Source organism: Streptomyces sp. NBC_01775 (genome assembly GCF_035917675.1).
In the GTDB taxonomy this organism is placed as follows: Bacteria; Actinomycetota; Actinomycetes; order Streptomycetales; family Streptomycetaceae; genus Streptomyces.
Window position 1 is genome coordinate 754,624 of record NZ_CP109104.1, and the last position, 16,007, is coordinate 770,630.

A 16,007-nucleotide genomic window follows, 5' to 3' on the forward strand; every position below is an offset into this window, starting at 1 on the left:
ACACAATGGACTCGGGGCCGCCATGTGCCCGGCTCAGCTCGGGAAAGTCCAGCGCGTTCGCGCCGCGAAGCCTGGCGAGGAGGGCCTCGTGCAGCCGGGGCCATACCCCGGCCTCGGTCCACTCGGCCAGGCGGCGCCAGCAGGTCATGCCCGAGCCGAAGCCGAGTCCCTGCGGCAGGTGTTCCCAGGCGATCCCGGTGTGCAGCACGAACAGGATGCCCTGGAACACCAGCCGGTCCGGATGCCGCTTGCCTTCCGGATGCCGGGTCCGCTCGACCGTGGGCAACAGCGGCTCGGCCACCTCCCACAAGGCTCATCGACATCCCACGGCTTCGGCCGAGCCACCCCGCACCCCGGATCAACGGCCCCGGAGTGATCCAACCACTCCCGAGATCATTCTGTTGGGAGTTCTCAGGGGTGGGACAGATTCGCTCACTTGGATTCCCCACCCGCACCGTGCTGACCTGGGACGGAACGTCGCATCGCCGGGTTCGCCCGACAGCCGGCCGAACTTGGGACCGGACGAGCCGTCCAGGGCGGGCGTTGCCCGTCGCCCGCGACGCCGAAGACGCCCATTGACGAGCGGAGTTGCCCTGAACCCTGTACTGGCGGGCGAATCCCGCCTCGTACTCCAGCCGGAGATCATGTGACGTGGTCTCCGGTTGGAGTGCTACGTGCTGTGGCGTTCGGTGAGTGGGCCGACCTCAAGATCTTCGCGCATGAACTTGCGCATCTTGGCAGCCGCTTTGCCGCGTGCCTCCCAGCGCGCGTGATCCTCTGGGCTGCTGACAGCAGTGCCGTCGATGTAGCCGTCGCAGATGCGTCGCAGGCAGTGGAAGACGCTGTTGGAGGCCTTGACGACAGGTTGGGGCGCGATGAGCCACATCCGTTCGGATGCGATGGCGATGTCCGATTTCCGAAAGGCTTCGCGCAGCGCAAGCGCCCGCTCGTCGTCGGAAGGATGCTCTCGCTCGGCCAAGGACCGCAGGGTCTCACCGAGGACCTTCACGGCGGTGGTGTACTGCGTGTAGATGTCGAGCCGCAGCCGAAGAGCTTCTTTGGCATCCTCGCGCTTCCACCGGTTCCGATCCGCGATGAGAGTAGCGACGATGCCGATCGCAGCCCCGGCCAGGGTGGAAAGCAGTGGCAACCAATCCATGCGGGCCAGCTTGCGTCATACGTAGCGGCGGCACCAGATGGGCTTCGGGGCCGGACCTGTGCCGCCGGGCTGTGGTACTCGTCGACCCGGGCAATCGACTGGGGAACGATGAGCACAACCGGCCATTTTCAAGGCTCTGGCCGCGCTTCCGTGAAGGATTGACTCGATGAGGTACAGCCCGGCGATGCATCTGCCCCAGCAGTCATGGAAGCGCGGCCGCAACGATCTCCGGCGAGCGGATCCGGTTTCGGGTTCCGACGAGGGTGGATCAGGGCCCGGCCGGTCGCACGGAGACAGTCGGCCAGCGCTTCGGGCCGGTACTGCAGCTTCTTCAGCTTCCTGACCGCCACCCGGGCCCTGTGATCCGGAATGTATTGAAAGGGACGCTTCGGTGGCCAGCTCGCTCTCGCCGAGACGTCGTGGGACGCGACTGTGAGACCGACCTGACCGGAGTCGGTCGCTTCCGACGAGTGCTCGGAAGGTCTCTCTCACGCGTCCGGACCGGTGTCGACGACGTCATCGCCGAAGGCGGCAGTAAGCGCCTTGGCGATCAAGTTGGGCAGTTCGGTCTGTCCGTCGTCCTCGGCCCAGCGCACCAGTGCCGTGTGCATTGCGGCCAGGCAGGCGCCGACCGCCGCTTGGGCGTGGAACGCCGTGTCTGGATCGGTGGTATCGGCCCCGAGGGCGTCGACGATTGCCTGTTGAAGGGCGTAGTGGTTGTCCAGGTGCTTGGCCCGCAGGGCCGGCGTCGAGATCATGAGCCGGAGGCGGGCGAGCAAGAACTGCTCGTTCGCTGTCAGGTCGTCTCCGTGGCCGCCCCTGGTCAACGTCGCGGCCGCGTCGATGAGCGCGCTGCCGATGCGACGGACCAGGGGCTGCGTGGCGGACGACGCGGCGATCTGCTCAGCGACGAGCCGGCCGTGCTGGTCGACGAGCACGAGGTCTTCCTTTGTGGGGAAGTGCCGGTACACGGTCATGGGCGACACGCCTGCGGCTTCGGCGACGTCGGTCACGGTCGTGGCGTCGTATCCGCTATCGGTGAACAGCCGTACCGCGTGTGCCTGGATCGTGCGCTGCGTCTCGGCTCGCCGTTGGACTCGCAGTGTTGAGTGCTGGTCGGGCATGTGATAGACCCTACCGGAGTGGTAGTGACTACCAAAACGGTAGTCACTCACATGACGGGTGGTGGAGATGAGCGATCTGACCGGCAGGACAGCTCTGGTGACCGGAGCATCGCGCGGCATCGGCAGGGCGATCGCGGTCCGGCTGGCGGAGAAGGGGGCAGTGGTCATCGTGCATTTCGGCACGGACGAGGACGGCGCGACGGCGACGGTCGACGAGATCGAGCGTGCCGGTGGAACCGCGCTCGCCGTCCGGGCGGAGCTGGGTGTGGACGGCGACGTCGAGACGCTCTTCGCGGGAGTCGAGGCCGGCCTGGCCGGGCGGCCACTCGACCTCCTCGTCAACAACGCGGCGGCTGCGCCCGCCGGCCCGCTCGGAGCCACAACCCGGAAGGAGTTCGACCACCTCTTCGCGGTGAACGTGCGAGCGCCGTACTTCATCATCCAGCGAGCATTGCCATCGCTCCGCGACGGTGGCCGCATCATCACGATCTCGTCCGTGGCGACCCGGATGGCCAACCCCACCCAGACGTCCTTCGCCATGACGAAGGGCGCGGTCGAGACGATGAGCATGACCTTGGCCAACGAGCTCGGGGTCCGAGGAATCACAGTGAACGCGGTTGCTCCCGGCGCCACTCGGACGGCGACCAACGGATCGTTCTTCGAAGCGCCTGGCCTGGCCGAACTCATCGCCGGAACGACGGCGCTCGATCGGCTGGGCGGGCCCGACGACGTCGCCGACGTAGTCGCGTTCCTCGCCTCCGACGCGGCGCGCTGGATCACCGGGCAGGTCATCGACGCAAGCGGTGGACTGTTCCTCGGACCGCGCGCCGGTTAGCAAGAGACGGCCCCGGCCCAGCCAACTGTGACGACCACGGAGAGCCTGGTCCGGCAGCGCCGGATGCGGGGCCGTTCCACCAGGGAATCCCTTCCTCATGCGAGTGGAGACACTTGAGGACGTCCTCTGGCCCGGCATGTACCTCATGGTGCGGCAACTCAAGGCCGTGGACGGCCACTTGGTGGTCGACGCGGCGGGATGCGGGCCGCCGGGCAGGTGTCCGCAGTGTGAGCATCCTGCCACGCGGTTCCACAGCCGATATTGGCGTCAGATATCCGAGTTACCCGTCAGCGGGCGGGGGCTGATCGTCCGCCTGCACGTGCGTCGGTTCTTCTGCGATCAGAGCCAGTGCCAACGCCGGACGTTCGTGGAACAGGTGACGGGCCTATTGACGCGGCGTCCGTTCGAGGTCGGTGTTTCAGCGGCGGAGCCTGCGCCCGTGGTGTCAGGCGGTAGTGGGTGAGCGGGAGCGTGCCCTCGCTTCGCTCAGCCCGAGGGCCTCCCCGACCGCCTCCGCGGGCACCTCTCCGGCGCGGATCTCGAAGGCGGCTGTGCTGCCGACATCGGCGGCCAGGCGCTCCAGTGCGCCCAACGCCCTCAGCGCTGCGGTCGGCGACTGCTCGGCCAGCGCGTGCAGCCGCTCCGCCAGCACTTCCAGCCCGTCTGTCACCTCGGCCGGGAGCGGTACTGCGCGGGCTGCGACCTCGTCGATATGCGCCGACCAGTCCTCGTAGGACTCGGAGTCGAAGGCGGCGGGCCCGGTTTCCTTGATGCGGTCCCAGTCCAGCTCGATGCGGCGCGGGCCGCGCCAGCCACAGGTGCACGCGGCCCGCGCCTGGGCGGCCACCGGCCTGTTCAGGATGCCGCTGTAGGCCCACCACGCGCTGGTCTTCTCCATGTGGCTGCCGCTGCCGGCATCCAGGTACACCGGCTTGGGCTCGCTCCCGTCGGCCAGGAGCGCCCCGGTCCATCCCTTGCGCGAGTCCCCGAACTCTTCACTCGCCCACCCCATCGCTTCTCCTCACCTTGCCGGGCCTGCTGCGAGGACACGCGGCGTGACGACGATGAGCGCCGCGTGTCCCAGGAGTCGAGCATGACCGAGGAGCTCGGGCGAATACCCGAATCAGTGGTGCCCGAACGCTTCTCCCCGCCGGGCTGTACGCCCGGGGCTCTGGCACGCCGGGCCGGGTCGCAGCGCACCAGGCCCAGGGGGACGCCTGGCCCGCGGCGAGGACATCGGCGTCATCGAGGCCGTCGCGGGCTCGTTCGACGCCGGCACGCACGACCTGACCGCGGCCCGCACTCCCCACATCCTCCGGGTCTGCGAACGCCAGGGCGTGGCCCTCCTGGCCGACTGCGCCTACATCGATGCGGGGTCGGCATCGGTGCGGGGTCGTAGGTGACCACGCCACGACGACGTCCGCCCAAGGGCGAGCTGTCCCCGACGCGGCGGACCGTCAACCGGGCGCTGTCCCAGGCCAGGGCAGCCGTCGAGCGTGGCCCGGCCCGACTCAACAGATGGCAGATCTTCCGCAAGGCACGGTGCAGTCCGAATCGAATGACATCAATCGCCCGAGGGGTCCTCACTCTGGAGCGGCATCACTGAAAGAGCTCACTCCCTCACGTGGGACGCCATCCGACCGGCTCCGGGGCTATTACACAAACCGGCAGGTGTCCGTCGAGGATGCCGATGCGGTCACATCACCGACCACGACACGATGATCCTCATTGCGGGTGTTACGCAGATAGCAGGCCCGCGAGTTGATGCCCCGGTGCAGCAGGTATTCGAACTTCTTGCCCGCGCCCTCACCCCCTCTTGGGTGCCGTTGCACCACCGGTGGTACGTCTTACCGCAGTAAAAATCAGCGTCCCGGTAGGCCGGACGCTGTTCCCACACCGGCTTCATCTGACTGTTGTCCCAGGGCTCGGTATTGAAGTCACCGCCCAGCAGTGTGTGCTGGTAGGGACGCGCCGCATCGATCAGGTCCCTTATTGCTTGAGCCGAGTTGTGGCGCCTTTAGAACTGTTCAAGTGCGTGTTGAAGACCGTCACGGTCCGCCCGGCGAGCGTGGTCGTGAACCTGCTGCAACGTGCACAAAGCCAGGCAGCCGACTGAATTCGGCCTCACCCGAAACACCTGGTGCTGTCCGCGCGGGCGCCCCTAACGTTGGACAGGTCGGTCTGAACCAGCTGATCGACCGTACAAGGGGGAAAGGCATGGCAATGCCTGGAAAATCTGCACTCAAGCACGTCAGGTCCGCAGCCGCCGTGGTGGCGATCGCGACCGCCGCCACCCTGGCGGGCCCGGCGCCCAGCGCGAGCGCGGGCGGTTCGTGCGACCCGGGTTGGTGCTCCCAGACCTGGAACGACAGTGGCAAGGGCTTCTACGCACTGAAGAACTGGTGCATTGACCACACCGGCACCGGCGACACCACCACCAAGAAACCGACCTGCGGAAACCAGAAGTGGAACTACCTCAAGGCCGGCGAGCGGACCAAGGGCACCAAGGACTGGGACGTCTTCCAGGTGAAGAAGGGACGCTGCTTCAAGGTCGACTTCGAGATCTCTTACGGCAAGGACTACTCGATCACGTACAACCGCAAGAACAAGAAGACCATCTACGTCAAGGTCGCCAACGACGCCTTCGCGAAGGTCCGCAGCTCCACCTGCTGAACGCGGCGCGTGTACGGGGGCGTGCAGCAACCGCACGGGGCACTGCGAGCCACTCGGCTCGCGGTGCCCTGCCGTATGCGGCTACGAAGCCGCCATCGCCGCCGTGCGGTACACCGCGCCCGCGGGCCCGAAGGCATTGCGGGCCCGAAGGCATTGCGGGCCCGCGTAGACGCAGGTCCGCTTCGTGAACGACAGATCAGTGTGACCAACCCACGCGCTCACGATCGTGTCCGGCGCCCCGTTGTTCGCCGTCCACGTCAGCTCCGTGCCACGCACCTGCGCACTCCGGCCTCCTCCATCAACGTGTACACCGCGCGGCGCGGCTTGTCGGGAGGGCGGGGACGGCCGAGTTCATCGACGAGGACATACCGCTGTCCTCACCTGTCCTCGGCGGGCGGGCCTTCGGTCGAGCCGGTGAAGCCGACGGTCTGCCGCCAGCTGAGTTCCTCGCCCCCGTCCCGGAAGACCACTCGCAACCCGCTCCACGAGAATCGCGGTTTTCCCCAATGAAGCCATCCCGCACTGAGGTGCTTGTCCCATTCGTCGAGGTCGCCGTCGCTGACCGCGACGATCACTACCTGGGCCTCGGAATCGGCGTAACATGCGGGTCCGAAATAGTCTGCGATCACAGTGACGGTGTTCCGGTACGTGCTGAGGCTGACCCCGCATTCGGGGTCTCCCCCTTTGGGATAGAGCACCCTTGGTCGTGACCAGGGTCGCCCTTTGGCATCCTGGTGCCGCTCGACCAGGCCCTTTTTCGTGAACTTGACCAACACCCGGCGCCCGTCCTCCAGCTGAACCGGTTTGTCCCCGAAGTGTGACGACTCACCCGTCGCTGTCGGGGCCTTGTTGACGGGCCACTCGACACACCGCACCCACGCCGCCATCAGCGTGAGCGACAGCACCCCCGCCACCAGAACACTTCTCCTGCGCATAGCACCTTTACCTGCCCGGTCGGCTTCCGAGGTGACGACGCCGTCCACCGCCGTCCGGTTCCGACACCGACGACGGCGCCCCGTCATCCTCACGGAGCACGAGCTCAGCGTTTGGCCTCACCAGACAGCACAGGTTCGACCTCTGACCTGTTACTCGGGCCATCGAAGCCGAGAAACCGCCCGACCGCGTCACCATACTGCGGCGCGACGGCAAATCACGTCGTGCCCGTACGGGCCTCCCGGCGGGCACGACAGCGGTACCCGTACACACGACCGCCCGGGGACGCGGACAGGCGCCGGGCTCCTTGCCCCAGGCCGACATGCCGATGAGCCGTTCCAGTAACCGGGTTCGGGCCTTCTTGCGGGCCACCCGATCCGAGCTGCTGACTCGCACTCGTGATGTCGGTCGGATCGTGGTGTCGTGCAGGCCGGAAGCCGCTGGACGCCGGCGGTCCGGGATCAAGAGCGTGGCTGCGGCCAGTGACGCGCGGCGGCCGGTGTCACCTCGATGTCGTCGCGCCATGAACGGACTTCCAGCCACGACAGGTAGCCGCCCTGTGTGAAGACCAAGACCTCGCCGGGGCACTCACCGGCCTCGGTGACGAGCTGGGCTCCGCTCGTCCGGGCTGGCGGCCATTCCCCCGGCCGCCGGCCCGGACGACGTGGGCCCCACCCGCCGCTTCCGCTTCCTTCTCCGCCGGTGCCGGGGAGCTGCGCGCTGATTCGGCCTGGTCCGAAACACGGCGCGGCATCCCGTTCGCGTATGCACCCTGGTCCTGAGTGACAGTCCGATACGAGACAGCAGGAGGAGTCATGAGCAAGACACGAGCCGTGCGGGCGGCTTCGCTCGCCGTGGCCGCGATGTCGATGATCGCGCTCGGCACCGGCACCGCCCTCGCGGGAAACAACGACGGTGCCCCGGGTAGCGGCAGTTTCGCCCCCGAGGACGAAGGCGCCGACTCCCCGGGCGGCGCCGGGCCGGTATCCGCGGGATCCGCGTCGAGCAAGGCCGCACGGTGCCAGGATGCCGACGGCCTCTTCCTGAAGACTTACAAGGCGGTCCACTACAAGGGCCGGACCGCAGAGCTGCAAACCGAGGCGCTCGATGACCAGCAGGCGATCGGCTACGCCAAGGACATCGCCACAGGCGACACGGTGTACGTCCTGCGCAGCAAGAAGAAGTACGAGATGGAGAACGAGCCCCAGTACTTCAAGGAGATCAAAGGCGGCCACGTGGGATGCTCCCGCACCGCAGACTGGTTCGAGGCCAACATCAAGGACTACGTGACAAGCCCGGCGGTGCAGCTCCAGATCCCCGGCAAGAACCTCAGCCACGCCGTGAAGATGTGCGTCGCCCCCCAGGAGGGCGGCCTGAAGTGCCAGAAGAAGTGGGTCGTGGACCACAAGTGAGCTTGAGTTTTAACCTCCACCCGGTTATCAGGAGGCGCTGGGTGGCGTGAACGGCTACGAGCAGGTCCGGCTGTGGTGGACCAAGAGCGGGCCGGCTTGGTGATGACAGCCGCCGTCGGGGCCCCGCGCTGGGGGCCCGACAGCGGGTGACGTCAGGCGGACCGGCCGACGTCGTCGAAGTCGGTGGAGGCCGACAGCTCGGACCATGCCAGCATGTCGCGCTCGAAGGCGTCGAGTCCGGCCTGGACGAGCCGAAGCGCGTCGGGGCCGAGCAGCAGGCGCGTCGGCGGCTGGTCCGCCGCCACGATGCGCAGCACCGCAGCCGCGGCCTTGTCCGGGTCGCCCGGCTGGCGCCCGCTGCCGTGGAGGCGCCGCGCGCGCTTCGTGCCGCGCAATAACTCTCAACACGTAGTCAGAGGCTAAAACTCAAGCTGAGCTTGAGTTTTAGCCTTCAGGCGGTTGCGTTCGATGCTCGCGGGGTGGGCGCCGACCCATAGTGGGAGAAGGCCGCCCGAGGATGCGGCACGTCAGTCGTCGTCCGAACTGGACAGAGCCTCTGTGATCAGGCGGGTGGCGAAGTCGGGGTTTTCGGTGATGCGGTTGATGTGATCCGCGAGCAGGAAGGCGGTGACTTCCAGGGGAGTCATCTCCGCCTCGGTCCAGTCTCCGTACTGCTTGCGCCACAGGTTGGGGCTCAGGCCGGTACCCGCGGCGACGACCAGGCCGGCCATGGTGGGGACGGCCTCGGGGCGGACGCTCTTGGGCATCATGCGCATCGTGGCCACGAGGTTGGGCACCACGTACTCGATGACGTCCTTGTCGTGGTCCTCGTGGGCCTTCCGCAGCCACGTCATGAACATGAAGATGAGCGAACACGCGCCGTCCAGCACGTCATTGACTCCCTTGGGGCCCAGTGACGCGGCGAACTGGTCGATCAGCGCCTGTTGTTCGGGGTCGGTCTCGGTCTTGCCGTCGTGGATGCCTTTGAGCCGAGAGTCGATCATCATGAGCGCTGCGCCCACATCGCCGGCGGGAGCGTGCTCGGGACCGTAGGGCGATGACACAGGATTCCTCCTCGGAGGCCGCGATGGGCTGCGCGGCGTATCCGTACAGTAGACGGCCAATGCGACGGGCCGGTGGTGTATCACCTTTACGGCGACGGAGTGGTGGGTGGTACCAGGACGCGCCCAGGGTGCCTACTCGCAGGATGCCGGCGGGGCGGTCACGTTACGGCTCCAGGCCGGCCTCGGTCAGCCCGCGGACGATCTGGCCGACGTAGCCGCGGAGTGCGAGCACCCGCGGCCGGGAGGCGGCGGCCCTCAACGCACCGCGCCGGCCGGGCTGACACCCTGGCGCTCGGCGAACTGGGCCGTGTTGACGGCCAGGTGACGGCGGCCTGCGCGGATCACGGGCCTCTCCCGGGGCCAGGGGTTGGCCGCGGCCGGTCCGGCGCGCGGGGCATTTCCCCCGCCGGCCACATACCGGCGTGCGGTAGCGCCGGCGCTCCTGGCAGACCGCCGGCGCTCTTGGCGGACGAGGACACCCCGGCGGAGCTGGGCCGGGAGTACTCGCTCCGGCGTCTTTGCCCGGCAGTAGACCACCCGGAGTTGCGACACTCAGTGATCATTGAACATGTGTCCGCGCTACCCTCACGGCCGACCGCACCACTCCCGGACCAAGGCACAGTCCTACCGCCCGAGCAGCCACTCGGCCTGCGAAGCGGACCTGCGGCCCGCCGTGCAAGGCGCACGCTGCCCCAGCTGGCATCGCGCCTTCCGGGGCAGCGTGTGCCTTGCCTGGCGGGCGACTCCGACGCGCGTCGGATTACGGCTTGTGGCGCACGTCTACACCGCGCCGTCGATGAACGCGGCGCGGATGCCGTCGACGTCGGAGCCGAGCAGGCCCAGCGTCTGCGCCGTGCGGCCACCGGCCACGAAGTCTTGTCCGCAGAGGGGCCCGCTCAGGGCGACGAACGAGTCGGTCAGGGGCAGGGAGAGGCCGACCTGCGCGGCCAGCGAACTCCAGATGACCAGTCCGAAGGAGATGTCTTCGGTGAAGTACCGGTGCTTGACCGAGTCGGGTTCGGGGAATCCCTGACGGCCGTAGCCCTGCACGATGCGCTCGACGAAGCTGCCCTCGGTCACCCCGTAGGCGGTGTTGAGGAAGTCCCAGAAGCTGGCCGCCTTCACTCCGAGGACGTCCGCCAGGGCAAGGCGTTCGCGGTCCAGGGCGTCGATGACCTCGGCGATACGCGGTGTCACCAGGCTGTGCAGCGGGTGGCAGTCGGCGTCTTCGACCGTCTTGAAGTTCAGCAGCGCCGGCGGAACATGGTAAATGGGGTTGCAGTTGTTGAGTCCGACGGTCAGCGCGTCCTCGCCCGGGACGTACCGGTCGCCGAAGTACGCCCGCAGGATGTCGAGGGCCCGGGGCGTGTCCGCACTGGGTACGGCGGCCAGCGGGACGGCGTGCTTGATCGCCCCGATGTAGACGTTCGCGGGGCGGCGCAGCCGGCACGTGTACAGACTGGTCGGCGTCTCCGCGATGAGGCAGGGCTGCCGGTCGGCGAGCGCGAACATGCGCGCGAGCTCGACGCCGCTGCCGAGCACGCCCGGCTGGAACAGGACGAGCTGGTCCGGATCGAGGACGAACGCGAGTTCCTTGGACAGGTAGGCGTGTGCGAAGGCGGGCGCGGCGATGATGACCACCTCGGCGCCGCTGACGGCCTGCTCAAGGTCGGTCGTCAGCACCGAGGGTGTGCCGTGGCCCTCCACGTCGCCGGTCATGTCGATGCCGTTGTTGGCCTTGATCGGTTCGAGATCGCGGCCCCACCTGTCGAAGATCCGTACGTCGTGTCCCTTGACGGACATGTGACCGGCGATTGCCTGGCCGACGTTGCCTGCGCCGATGATGGCGATGCTGCCCATAGTGCGTGACTTTCCGTTCTGAAGTGGTGCGGGAGTGGGCTCGGTCGTTCCGAGGTGCCGAAGTCGTGATGTCGTGGCAGCCGTTCGCGGCTTCCTTTCGGTCATCGGGCGCCAGTTGCCGGCGGGATACCGCCGGGACGGGCGGCGGAGGTCATCTGACGGGCACCCCTGGGCCGAGCGGGATTCCCAGGGCGTACCAGAGGGCGAAGAAGGACGACCACGAGACGAGTACGGCGAGAGCCACGGGAACCGTGAAGGACAGCATGGTTCCGATGCCCGCGTCCTTCCGGAACTGCTGGAGGAATCCCAGGGCCAGGACGAAGTAGGCGTTCATGGGCGTGGTGTTGGTGACCGAGTCCCCGATCATGAAGGAGACCATCGTCGCCTGGGGGGAGAGCCCGATGTACATCGCCAGGGGGATCAAGACGGGGGCGAGGATGGACCACATCGCCGAACCGCTGGTGATGATGATGTTCAGTCCGCTGATGGCCAGGATGATCACCAGCAGGATGATGAGGTGGGGCGCGTCCAGGGACTTCAGGAGCCGGGCACCCTCGACGGTGATCACATTGCTGATGCCGGTCCAGGTGAAGTAGGCGAGGAACTGCGAGACCACGAAGAACAGCACGATCACGGGAACGAAGGACTTCACCCCGTCGGCCATGGCGGAGGGGACGGACGACAGCGAGGGGATCGTGCCCACCTGCCTGCCGTAGACGATCCCGAGGACCGCGAACAGCAGCGAGATGAACACGGCGATGTTCACCACGACCACGGACTGGACGATGCTGCCGCCCTCGCCGCGGAACGGGGATCCTGGCAGCAGGAGCGCGGCCACTGCCAGGCCATAGAGCACGAGCACCGCGCCGGACAGTCTCATGGCGCGTTTCTCGACGGCGCTCAACGTGAATTCGGAGGGGGCCTCGGCGGCTTGCCTGCCGCGCTGTGGTGCCTCGCCTTGGGTGGCGGTGTTGAAGAGCCTGTCAGCAGCCTCAACGTCCTCGGGCGTCGGCACGAACTCGGGCCGTCGGGCCAGGACGCGGTCGACCGTGAGGGCGATGACGGCGGCGAGGAACACCGATGAGGCCGCGGTGAAGAAGTACGTGGCCACCGGAGTGATGACGTAGTCCGGATCGACGGTGTGTGCGGCCTCGGCCGCCAGGGACGACCTGACCGCGTCGGCCGGTGTCACCAGCGGGCTGGCGTTGAAGCCGATGGCTGTCGAGGCGTACGCGACCATCAGACCGAGCACCGGGCTGCGGCCCACGGTCCGGAAGGCCAGCGCCCCCAGCGGAATCATCACGATGTAGGCCGAGTCGCTCATGATGTGCGCGATCATGGAGCTGAACGCGATGGAGAAGGTCAGCCACCGAACGGGCAGACGGCCGATCGTGACGCGAAGAAGCGCGGTGAGAAGGCCGCTCTTCTCGGTGACGCTGACGCCGAGAAGAACCACCACCACGACCGACAGCGGTGCGAACCCGGCGAAGTTGTCCAGGGCCGACTCCGCGGCGAACTTGGCTCCCTGAAGAGAGAGCAGGCTCTTGACCGCGACGGAGTCACCCGTCGACGGCAGGGTGACAGACATGCCCGCCCCGGCCAGCACGGCACTGACCACAGCGAGCAGTGCCACGAAGATCCAAAACAGCCAGAACGGATGGGGAAGCTTGTTCCCTGCCCGTTCCAGGGCGCTGAGCGCCCGGAACAACCGGTTCATGGAGCCGTCCGCTCTCGGACCGCTGCTTCGAAGTTGCGTCATCTGGGGCCTTATCGGGTCGACGGTGAACGCGGCTCATAGGGCGATGTGTGCTGCTCCGGCTGTTACGCAAGGCCGACCGCGAGGACGCCCGGCGCCGCGATGGCCAGGCCGGTACGCGTCCGGCTCAGCAGATGCTTGCGAGAGAGATCCGCTTCTGTTCAGGACGAGCCAGCCCGTGCAATCCCTGTGATATTTCACAGGGATGATACGCTGCGGAAGGTAGATGTCAACAGGTCTTCGCGCAGGTGGACGCCGGAAGACGAGGGCCACCACACAGTGCTTGAAGAGGAGCTGTGGTTTGAGTTCGGGACCGTCGATGGCGGAGCAGGCGTACGCATCCCTCAAGCGCGACATCATCCGGTGCCACCTCCGCCCCGGCGACGTCATCGTCGAAGCGTGGCTCGCGGAGCGGTACGGGATGAGCAAGACCCCGGTGCGCGAAGCCATCAACGCGCTGCGCAGGGAGGGCCTTGTCGTAGTCGTCCCCCGGCGCGGCACATTCGTCAAGCCGACGGACCTCGGCGACCTCCAGGACACCTACCGCCTGCGACGGCTCCTTGAGCCGGAAGCGGCCGTGCTCGCCTCCCAGCGAGCCGGCGCCGAAGACTTGGACCGCCTGGGCGCCCTCAGCGCCGCGACCGTAGCGGCGAACGCCTCACGTCCCGACTTGAACGAAGCGAACCGGCTGCTGCACGTGGCGATCGCCGAGGTCGCGCGCGTGTCGCTGATGATTCCAATGATCAACACGCTGCACGAAGAGATCGAACGCTTCCTCAACCTCCGGGGGGAACTCGGCCGGCCTCCCTACACAAGCGTCAACCATGGACGGTTGGTCGAGACCATCAGGAAGGGCTCGGAGGAAGAGATCAGACAGGTCGTCCTCGAAGGCATCGAACGCTCGCGCAAGTACATGCTGGACACCCTGCTGTCCGGAGGGAGCGGGACGAGCGGCGCGGAGAAGCCTGTGTGAGGCTCCCGCCCTTCTTCCGGGTGATCGCGAGGTGATCGGGGTGGGTCCGGGCCTCCCCGCCCGCCGCGAGGAGGTCGAGGAACTCCCCGCCCGCCACCCACGCTGACGGCCCCACCGAAGCGGGGCCGTCACGGCACTACGGAACGAGCGGGGCGGCGCCGTCAAGGACGAGTCGGGGCGTCCTCGTTCCTGCCCTTGGCGATCCGGTCGCGCACGAGCGAGATCCCGACCACGAGCGCGGCGACCAACAGCGACAGCACCAACTGCTCGCGGGCATCCGGGTCGGTGAGCATGTACACCAGCACGAACGAGATCATCCCGATCGTCGCCCACGTCAGATACGGGAACAGCCACATACGGACGACGAGCTTGTCCGGTGCCTCCCGCAGCACGATCCCCCGCATCCGCAGCTGCGTGAAGCAGATGACGAGCCAGACGAACAGCGCGACGGCGCCCGAGGAGTTCACCAGGAAGGCGAAGACCGTCTCGGGCCACTTGTAATTGAAGAAGACGGCGACGAAGCCGAACAGCACGGACATGAGAATTGCCGCCTGCGGTACGCCTCGGTGGTTCGTACGGGCGAAGGCACGCGGCGCGTCGCCGCGCTGCCCGAGCGAGAACGCCATGCGGGAGGCGGTGTAGAGGCCGGAGTTGAGGCAGGAGAGCACGGCGGTCAGCACGATGACGTTCATGATCTGCCCGGCGTGCGGGATCCCGACGGCGTCCAGTGCCGCCACGTAACTCCCCTTCTTGATCAGCGCATCGGAGTTCCAGGGCACCAGGCAGAGCACGACGAAGATGGAGCCGAGGTAGAACACGGCCACCCGCCAGATGACGCTGTTGGTGGCCTTGGTGACCGCGCGCCGTGGGTTGGGGGACTCGCCCGCCGCGAGGGTGACGATCTCGCTGCCCATGAACGAGAAGACGACGAGCAGCACACCTGTGAGGATGCCGCCCGGCCCGTGCGGCAGAAACCCGCCGTGCGAGGTGAGGTTGCCGACGGACGCCGAGTCCGCGTCCCCGGGCAGCAGCCCGAACACGGCGAGACCGCCGAGCACGATGAACGCCGCGATCGCGACGACCTTGATCCCCGCGAACCAGAATTCGAACTCGCCGAAGGAGCCCACCGAGATCAGATTGGTGCCGGTGAGCACCACCATCACGATCAGCGCCCAGGCCCACTGCGGTACGGCCGGTATCCAGCCCGCCAGGATGGAGGCGCCCGCGGTGGCCTCGACCGCGAGCACCACGACCCAGAAGAACCAGTAGAGCCAGCCGATGGAGAAGCCCGCCCAACGCCCCAACGCCCGGTCTGCGTAGGCGGAGAAGGAGCCGGAGGCCGGGTCGGCCGCGGCCATTTCGCCCAGCATCCGCATGACGAAGACGACCAGCATGCCGACCAGGGCGTAGGAGAGGAGGATGCCGGGTCCCGCGGCGGCGATGCCGGAACCGGATCCGACGAACAGGCCGGCGCCGATGACACCGGCGATGGCGATCATGGACAGGTGACGGTTCTTGAGACCGGCCTGCAATCCGCCCTGGCCCGTCTGCGGGCCCGGGTCGGAGGCAGAGGTCTCTGCCTTGGTGGTCGTCGGCTGCGCGTTCATGGATTCCTTCGACATTCGACGGAGTTCAGGGCACGGAACAGCACCCCTGATCAATACGCACTGTGAGGACCGCGCACTCCCGTGGGCGCCGCGGCAGGCCGGTCGCGGCATTCGCCTTTCCTGCTGATACAGCCGCTCGGCGACCGGGATCGTAAGCACATCCAACACGGCAAGAAAAGAGGTGTGAACGAATTCGGGAAACTCCCGCTGAACTCGCGGTTGGCGTTGTACATCTGTAGGAAACCTCGGCGCCGACGGTGTGACACTTGCTCATGGCGCCGGGCGTGACCTGCCCCTATCTTCTGGGGAACGTGCGACGCGCAGGACAACCTCCACCGCTCGCACAGCGGGCGTACGGCACGACATCACCCATCGGACACACCGCTTCATCCGATGGGCCCCGCAGCCCCGCCTCCCTGTCTTGCACTCCCCCGCCCTCCCGGATTTCCGGAGCATCCGGCGCCACGGAATGTCCTGGATTCCTCTTTTCCGTAGACACCTGGCATTCACCCGGTAACCCTGCACATCTGCTGGATCCAGCGCGCGGGTTTCCCTGGAACGCCGGACGCGCGCGAGGAATTCACGAGCTACGCGACGCCATTCCGTCGTCC

The 16,007-nt window shown here is 67.3% G+C and carries 14 protein-coding genes and 2 pseudogenes; 6 read left to right on the plus strand and 10 right to left on the minus strand.

Annotation, left to right across the window (positions count from 1 at the left end; all coding sequences use genetic code 11):
- Positions 1 to 43: 43 nt before the first annotated feature.
- The 3 genes and pseudogenes from OHB04_RS03655 to OHB04_RS03665 all read right to left on the minus strand — a co-directional run.
- A pseudogene (locus OHB04_RS03655) lies at positions 44 to 345 on the minus strand (transposase); the annotation flags it as partial.
- Positions 346 to 670: 325 nt separating this feature from the next.
- Positions 671 to 1,159: a hypothetical protein gene (locus tag OHB04_RS03660; protein ID WP_326806795.1), complete on the minus strand. Its 489-nt coding sequence runs from the start codon at positions 1,157 to 1,159 to the stop codon at positions 671 to 673.
- 488 nt (positions 1,160 to 1,647) lie between these two features.
- Positions 1,648 to 2,283: a TetR/AcrR family transcriptional regulator gene (locus OHB04_RS03665; protein ID WP_326806796.1), complete on the minus strand. Its 636-nt coding sequence runs from the start codon at positions 2,281 to 2,283 to the stop codon at positions 1,648 to 1,650.
- A gap of 67 nt (positions 2,284 to 2,350) precedes the next feature.
- On the opposite strand from OHB04_RS03665, the gene OHB04_RS03670 reads away from it, so the two are divergent.
- Positions 2,351 to 3,118, plus strand: coding sequence for an SDR family oxidoreductase (locus OHB04_RS03670; protein WP_326686219.1), 768 nt, complete (start codon positions 2,351 to 2,353; stop codon positions 3,116 to 3,118).
- Positions 3,119 to 3,263: 145 nt separating this feature from the next.
- Positions 3,264 to 3,581, plus strand: coding sequence for a transposase family protein (locus OHB04_RS41695; protein ID WP_442815073.1), 318 nt, complete (start codon positions 3,264 to 3,266; stop codon positions 3,579 to 3,581).
- Here the strand turns inward: OHB04_RS41695 and OHB04_RS03675 are convergent.
- Positions 3,564 to 4,130 carry a hypothetical protein gene (locus tag OHB04_RS03675; RefSeq protein WP_326686220.1) on the minus strand — a complete coding sequence of 189 codons (567 nt, stop codon included), beginning with the start codon at positions 4,128 to 4,130 and terminating at the stop codon, positions 3,564 to 3,566. The two genes, OHB04_RS41695 and OHB04_RS03675, sit on opposite strands and share 18 nt — an antisense overlap.
- A gap of 214 nt (positions 4,131 to 4,344) precedes the next feature.
- Here OHB04_RS03675 and OHB04_RS03680 point away from each other — a divergent pair.
- Together OHB04_RS03680 and OHB04_RS03685 are read left to right on the plus strand one after the other, a co-directional pair.
- Positions 4,345 to 4,724 (plus strand): annotated as a pseudogene (locus OHB04_RS03680) (transposase family protein); the annotation flags it as partial.
- A gap of 611 nt (positions 4,725 to 5,335) precedes the next feature.
- The gene (locus OHB04_RS03685) at positions 5,336 to 5,791 is read left to right on the plus strand and encodes a hypothetical protein (protein ID WP_326686221.1); all 456 of its coding nucleotides are present in this window, start codon (positions 5,336 to 5,338) and stop codon (positions 5,789 to 5,791) included.
- Between the two features lie 377 nt (positions 5,792 to 6,168).
- On the opposite strand, the gene OHB04_RS03690 is transcribed toward OHB04_RS03685, so the two are convergent.
- Complete coding sequence (locus OHB04_RS03690; protein ID WP_326686223.1) at positions 6,169 to 6,774, minus strand: hypothetical protein; 606 nt, start codon at positions 6,772 to 6,774, stop codon at positions 6,169 to 6,171.
- Between the two features lie 765 nt (positions 6,775 to 7,539).
- On the opposite strand from OHB04_RS03690, the gene OHB04_RS03695 reads away from it, so the two are divergent.
- Positions 7,540 to 8,136, plus strand: a complete 597-nt coding sequence (locus tag OHB04_RS03695; RefSeq protein WP_326686224.1) for a hypothetical protein — start codon at positions 7,540 to 7,542, stop codon at positions 8,134 to 8,136.
- Between the two features lie 152 nt (positions 8,137 to 8,288).
- On the opposite strand, the gene OHB04_RS03700 is transcribed toward OHB04_RS03695, so the two are convergent.
- The 4 genes from OHB04_RS03700 to OHB04_RS03715 all read right to left on the minus strand — a co-directional run bounded on the left by OHB04_RS03700 (position 8,289) and on the right by OHB04_RS03715 (position 12,777).
- A complete protein-coding gene (locus tag OHB04_RS03700; protein ID WP_326686225.1) occupies positions 8,289 to 8,531 on the minus strand; it encodes a hypothetical protein in 243 nt (80 codons plus the stop codon).
- 132 nt (positions 8,532 to 8,663) lie between these two features.
- Positions 8,664 to 9,200: a hypothetical protein gene (locus OHB04_RS03705; protein ID WP_326686226.1), complete on the minus strand. Its 537-nt coding sequence runs from the start codon at positions 9,198 to 9,200 to the stop codon at positions 8,664 to 8,666.
- A gap of 780 nt (positions 9,201 to 9,980) precedes the next feature.
- Complete coding sequence (locus OHB04_RS03710; protein WP_326686227.1) at positions 9,981 to 11,060, minus strand: NAD/NADP octopine/nopaline dehydrogenase family protein; 1,080 nt, start codon at positions 11,058 to 11,060, stop codon at positions 9,981 to 9,983.
- Positions 11,061 to 11,211: 151 nt separating this feature from the next.
- Entirely contained in the window at positions 11,212 to 12,777 is a 1,566-nt protein-coding gene (locus OHB04_RS03715) for an AbgT family transporter (protein WP_326686228.1), read from the minus strand.
- A gap of 340 nt (positions 12,778 to 13,117) precedes the next feature.
- Here OHB04_RS03715 and OHB04_RS03720 point away from each other — a divergent pair, with 340 nt between their 5' ends.
- Complete coding sequence (locus OHB04_RS03720; protein ID WP_326686229.1) at positions 13,118 to 13,789, plus strand: GntR family transcriptional regulator; 672 nt, start codon at positions 13,118 to 13,120, stop codon at positions 13,787 to 13,789.
- 161 nt (positions 13,790 to 13,950) lie between these two features.
- Here the strand turns inward: OHB04_RS03720 and OHB04_RS03725 are convergent, their stop codons facing one another.
- The gene (locus tag OHB04_RS03725) at positions 13,951 to 15,411 is read right to left on the minus strand and encodes an amino acid permease (protein ID WP_326686230.1); all 1,461 of its coding nucleotides are present in this window, start codon (positions 15,409 to 15,411) and stop codon (positions 13,951 to 13,953) included.
- Positions 15,412 to 16,007 lie beyond the last annotated feature (596 nt).

Bases quoted from the DNA above. Each gene is read 5' to 3' on its own strand.
- OHB04_RS03670 (WP_326686219.1), top strand. From the start codon at position 2,351: ATGAGCGATCTGACCGGCAGGACAGCTCTGGTGACCGGAGCATCGCGC.
- OHB04_RS03665 (WP_326806796.1), bottom strand. From the start codon at position 2,283: ATGCCCGACCAGCACTCAACACTGCGAGTCCAACGGCGAGCCGAGACG.
- OHB04_RS03710 (WP_326686227.1), bottom strand. From the start codon at position 11,060: ATGGGCAGCATCGCCATCATCGGCGCAGGCAACGTCGGCCAGGCAATC.
- OHB04_RS03685 (WP_326686221.1), top strand. From the start codon at position 5,336: ATGGCAATGCCTGGAAAATCTGCACTCAAGCACGTCAGGTCCGCAGCC.
- OHB04_RS41695 (WP_442815073.1), top strand. From the start codon at position 3,264: ATGGTGCGGCAACTCAAGGCCGTGGACGGCCACTTGGTGGTCGACGCG.
- OHB04_RS03715 (WP_326686228.1), bottom strand. From the start codon at position 12,777: ATGAACCGGTTGTTCCGGGCGCTCAGCGCCCTGGAACGGGCAGGGAAC.
- OHB04_RS03675 (WP_326686220.1), bottom strand. From the start codon at position 4,130: ATGGGGTGGGCGAGTGAAGAGTTCGGGGACTCGCGCAAGGGATGGACC.
- OHB04_RS03725 (WP_326686230.1), bottom strand. From the start codon at position 15,411: ATGTCGAAGGAATCCATGAACGCGCAGCCGACGACCACCAAGGCAGAG.
- OHB04_RS03660 (WP_326806795.1), bottom strand. From the start codon at position 1,159: ATGGATTGGTTGCCACTGCTTTCCACCCTGGCCGGGGCTGCGATCGGC.
- OHB04_RS03695 (WP_326686224.1), top strand. From the start codon at position 7,540: ATGAGCAAGACACGAGCCGTGCGGGCGGCTTCGCTCGCCGTGGCCGCG.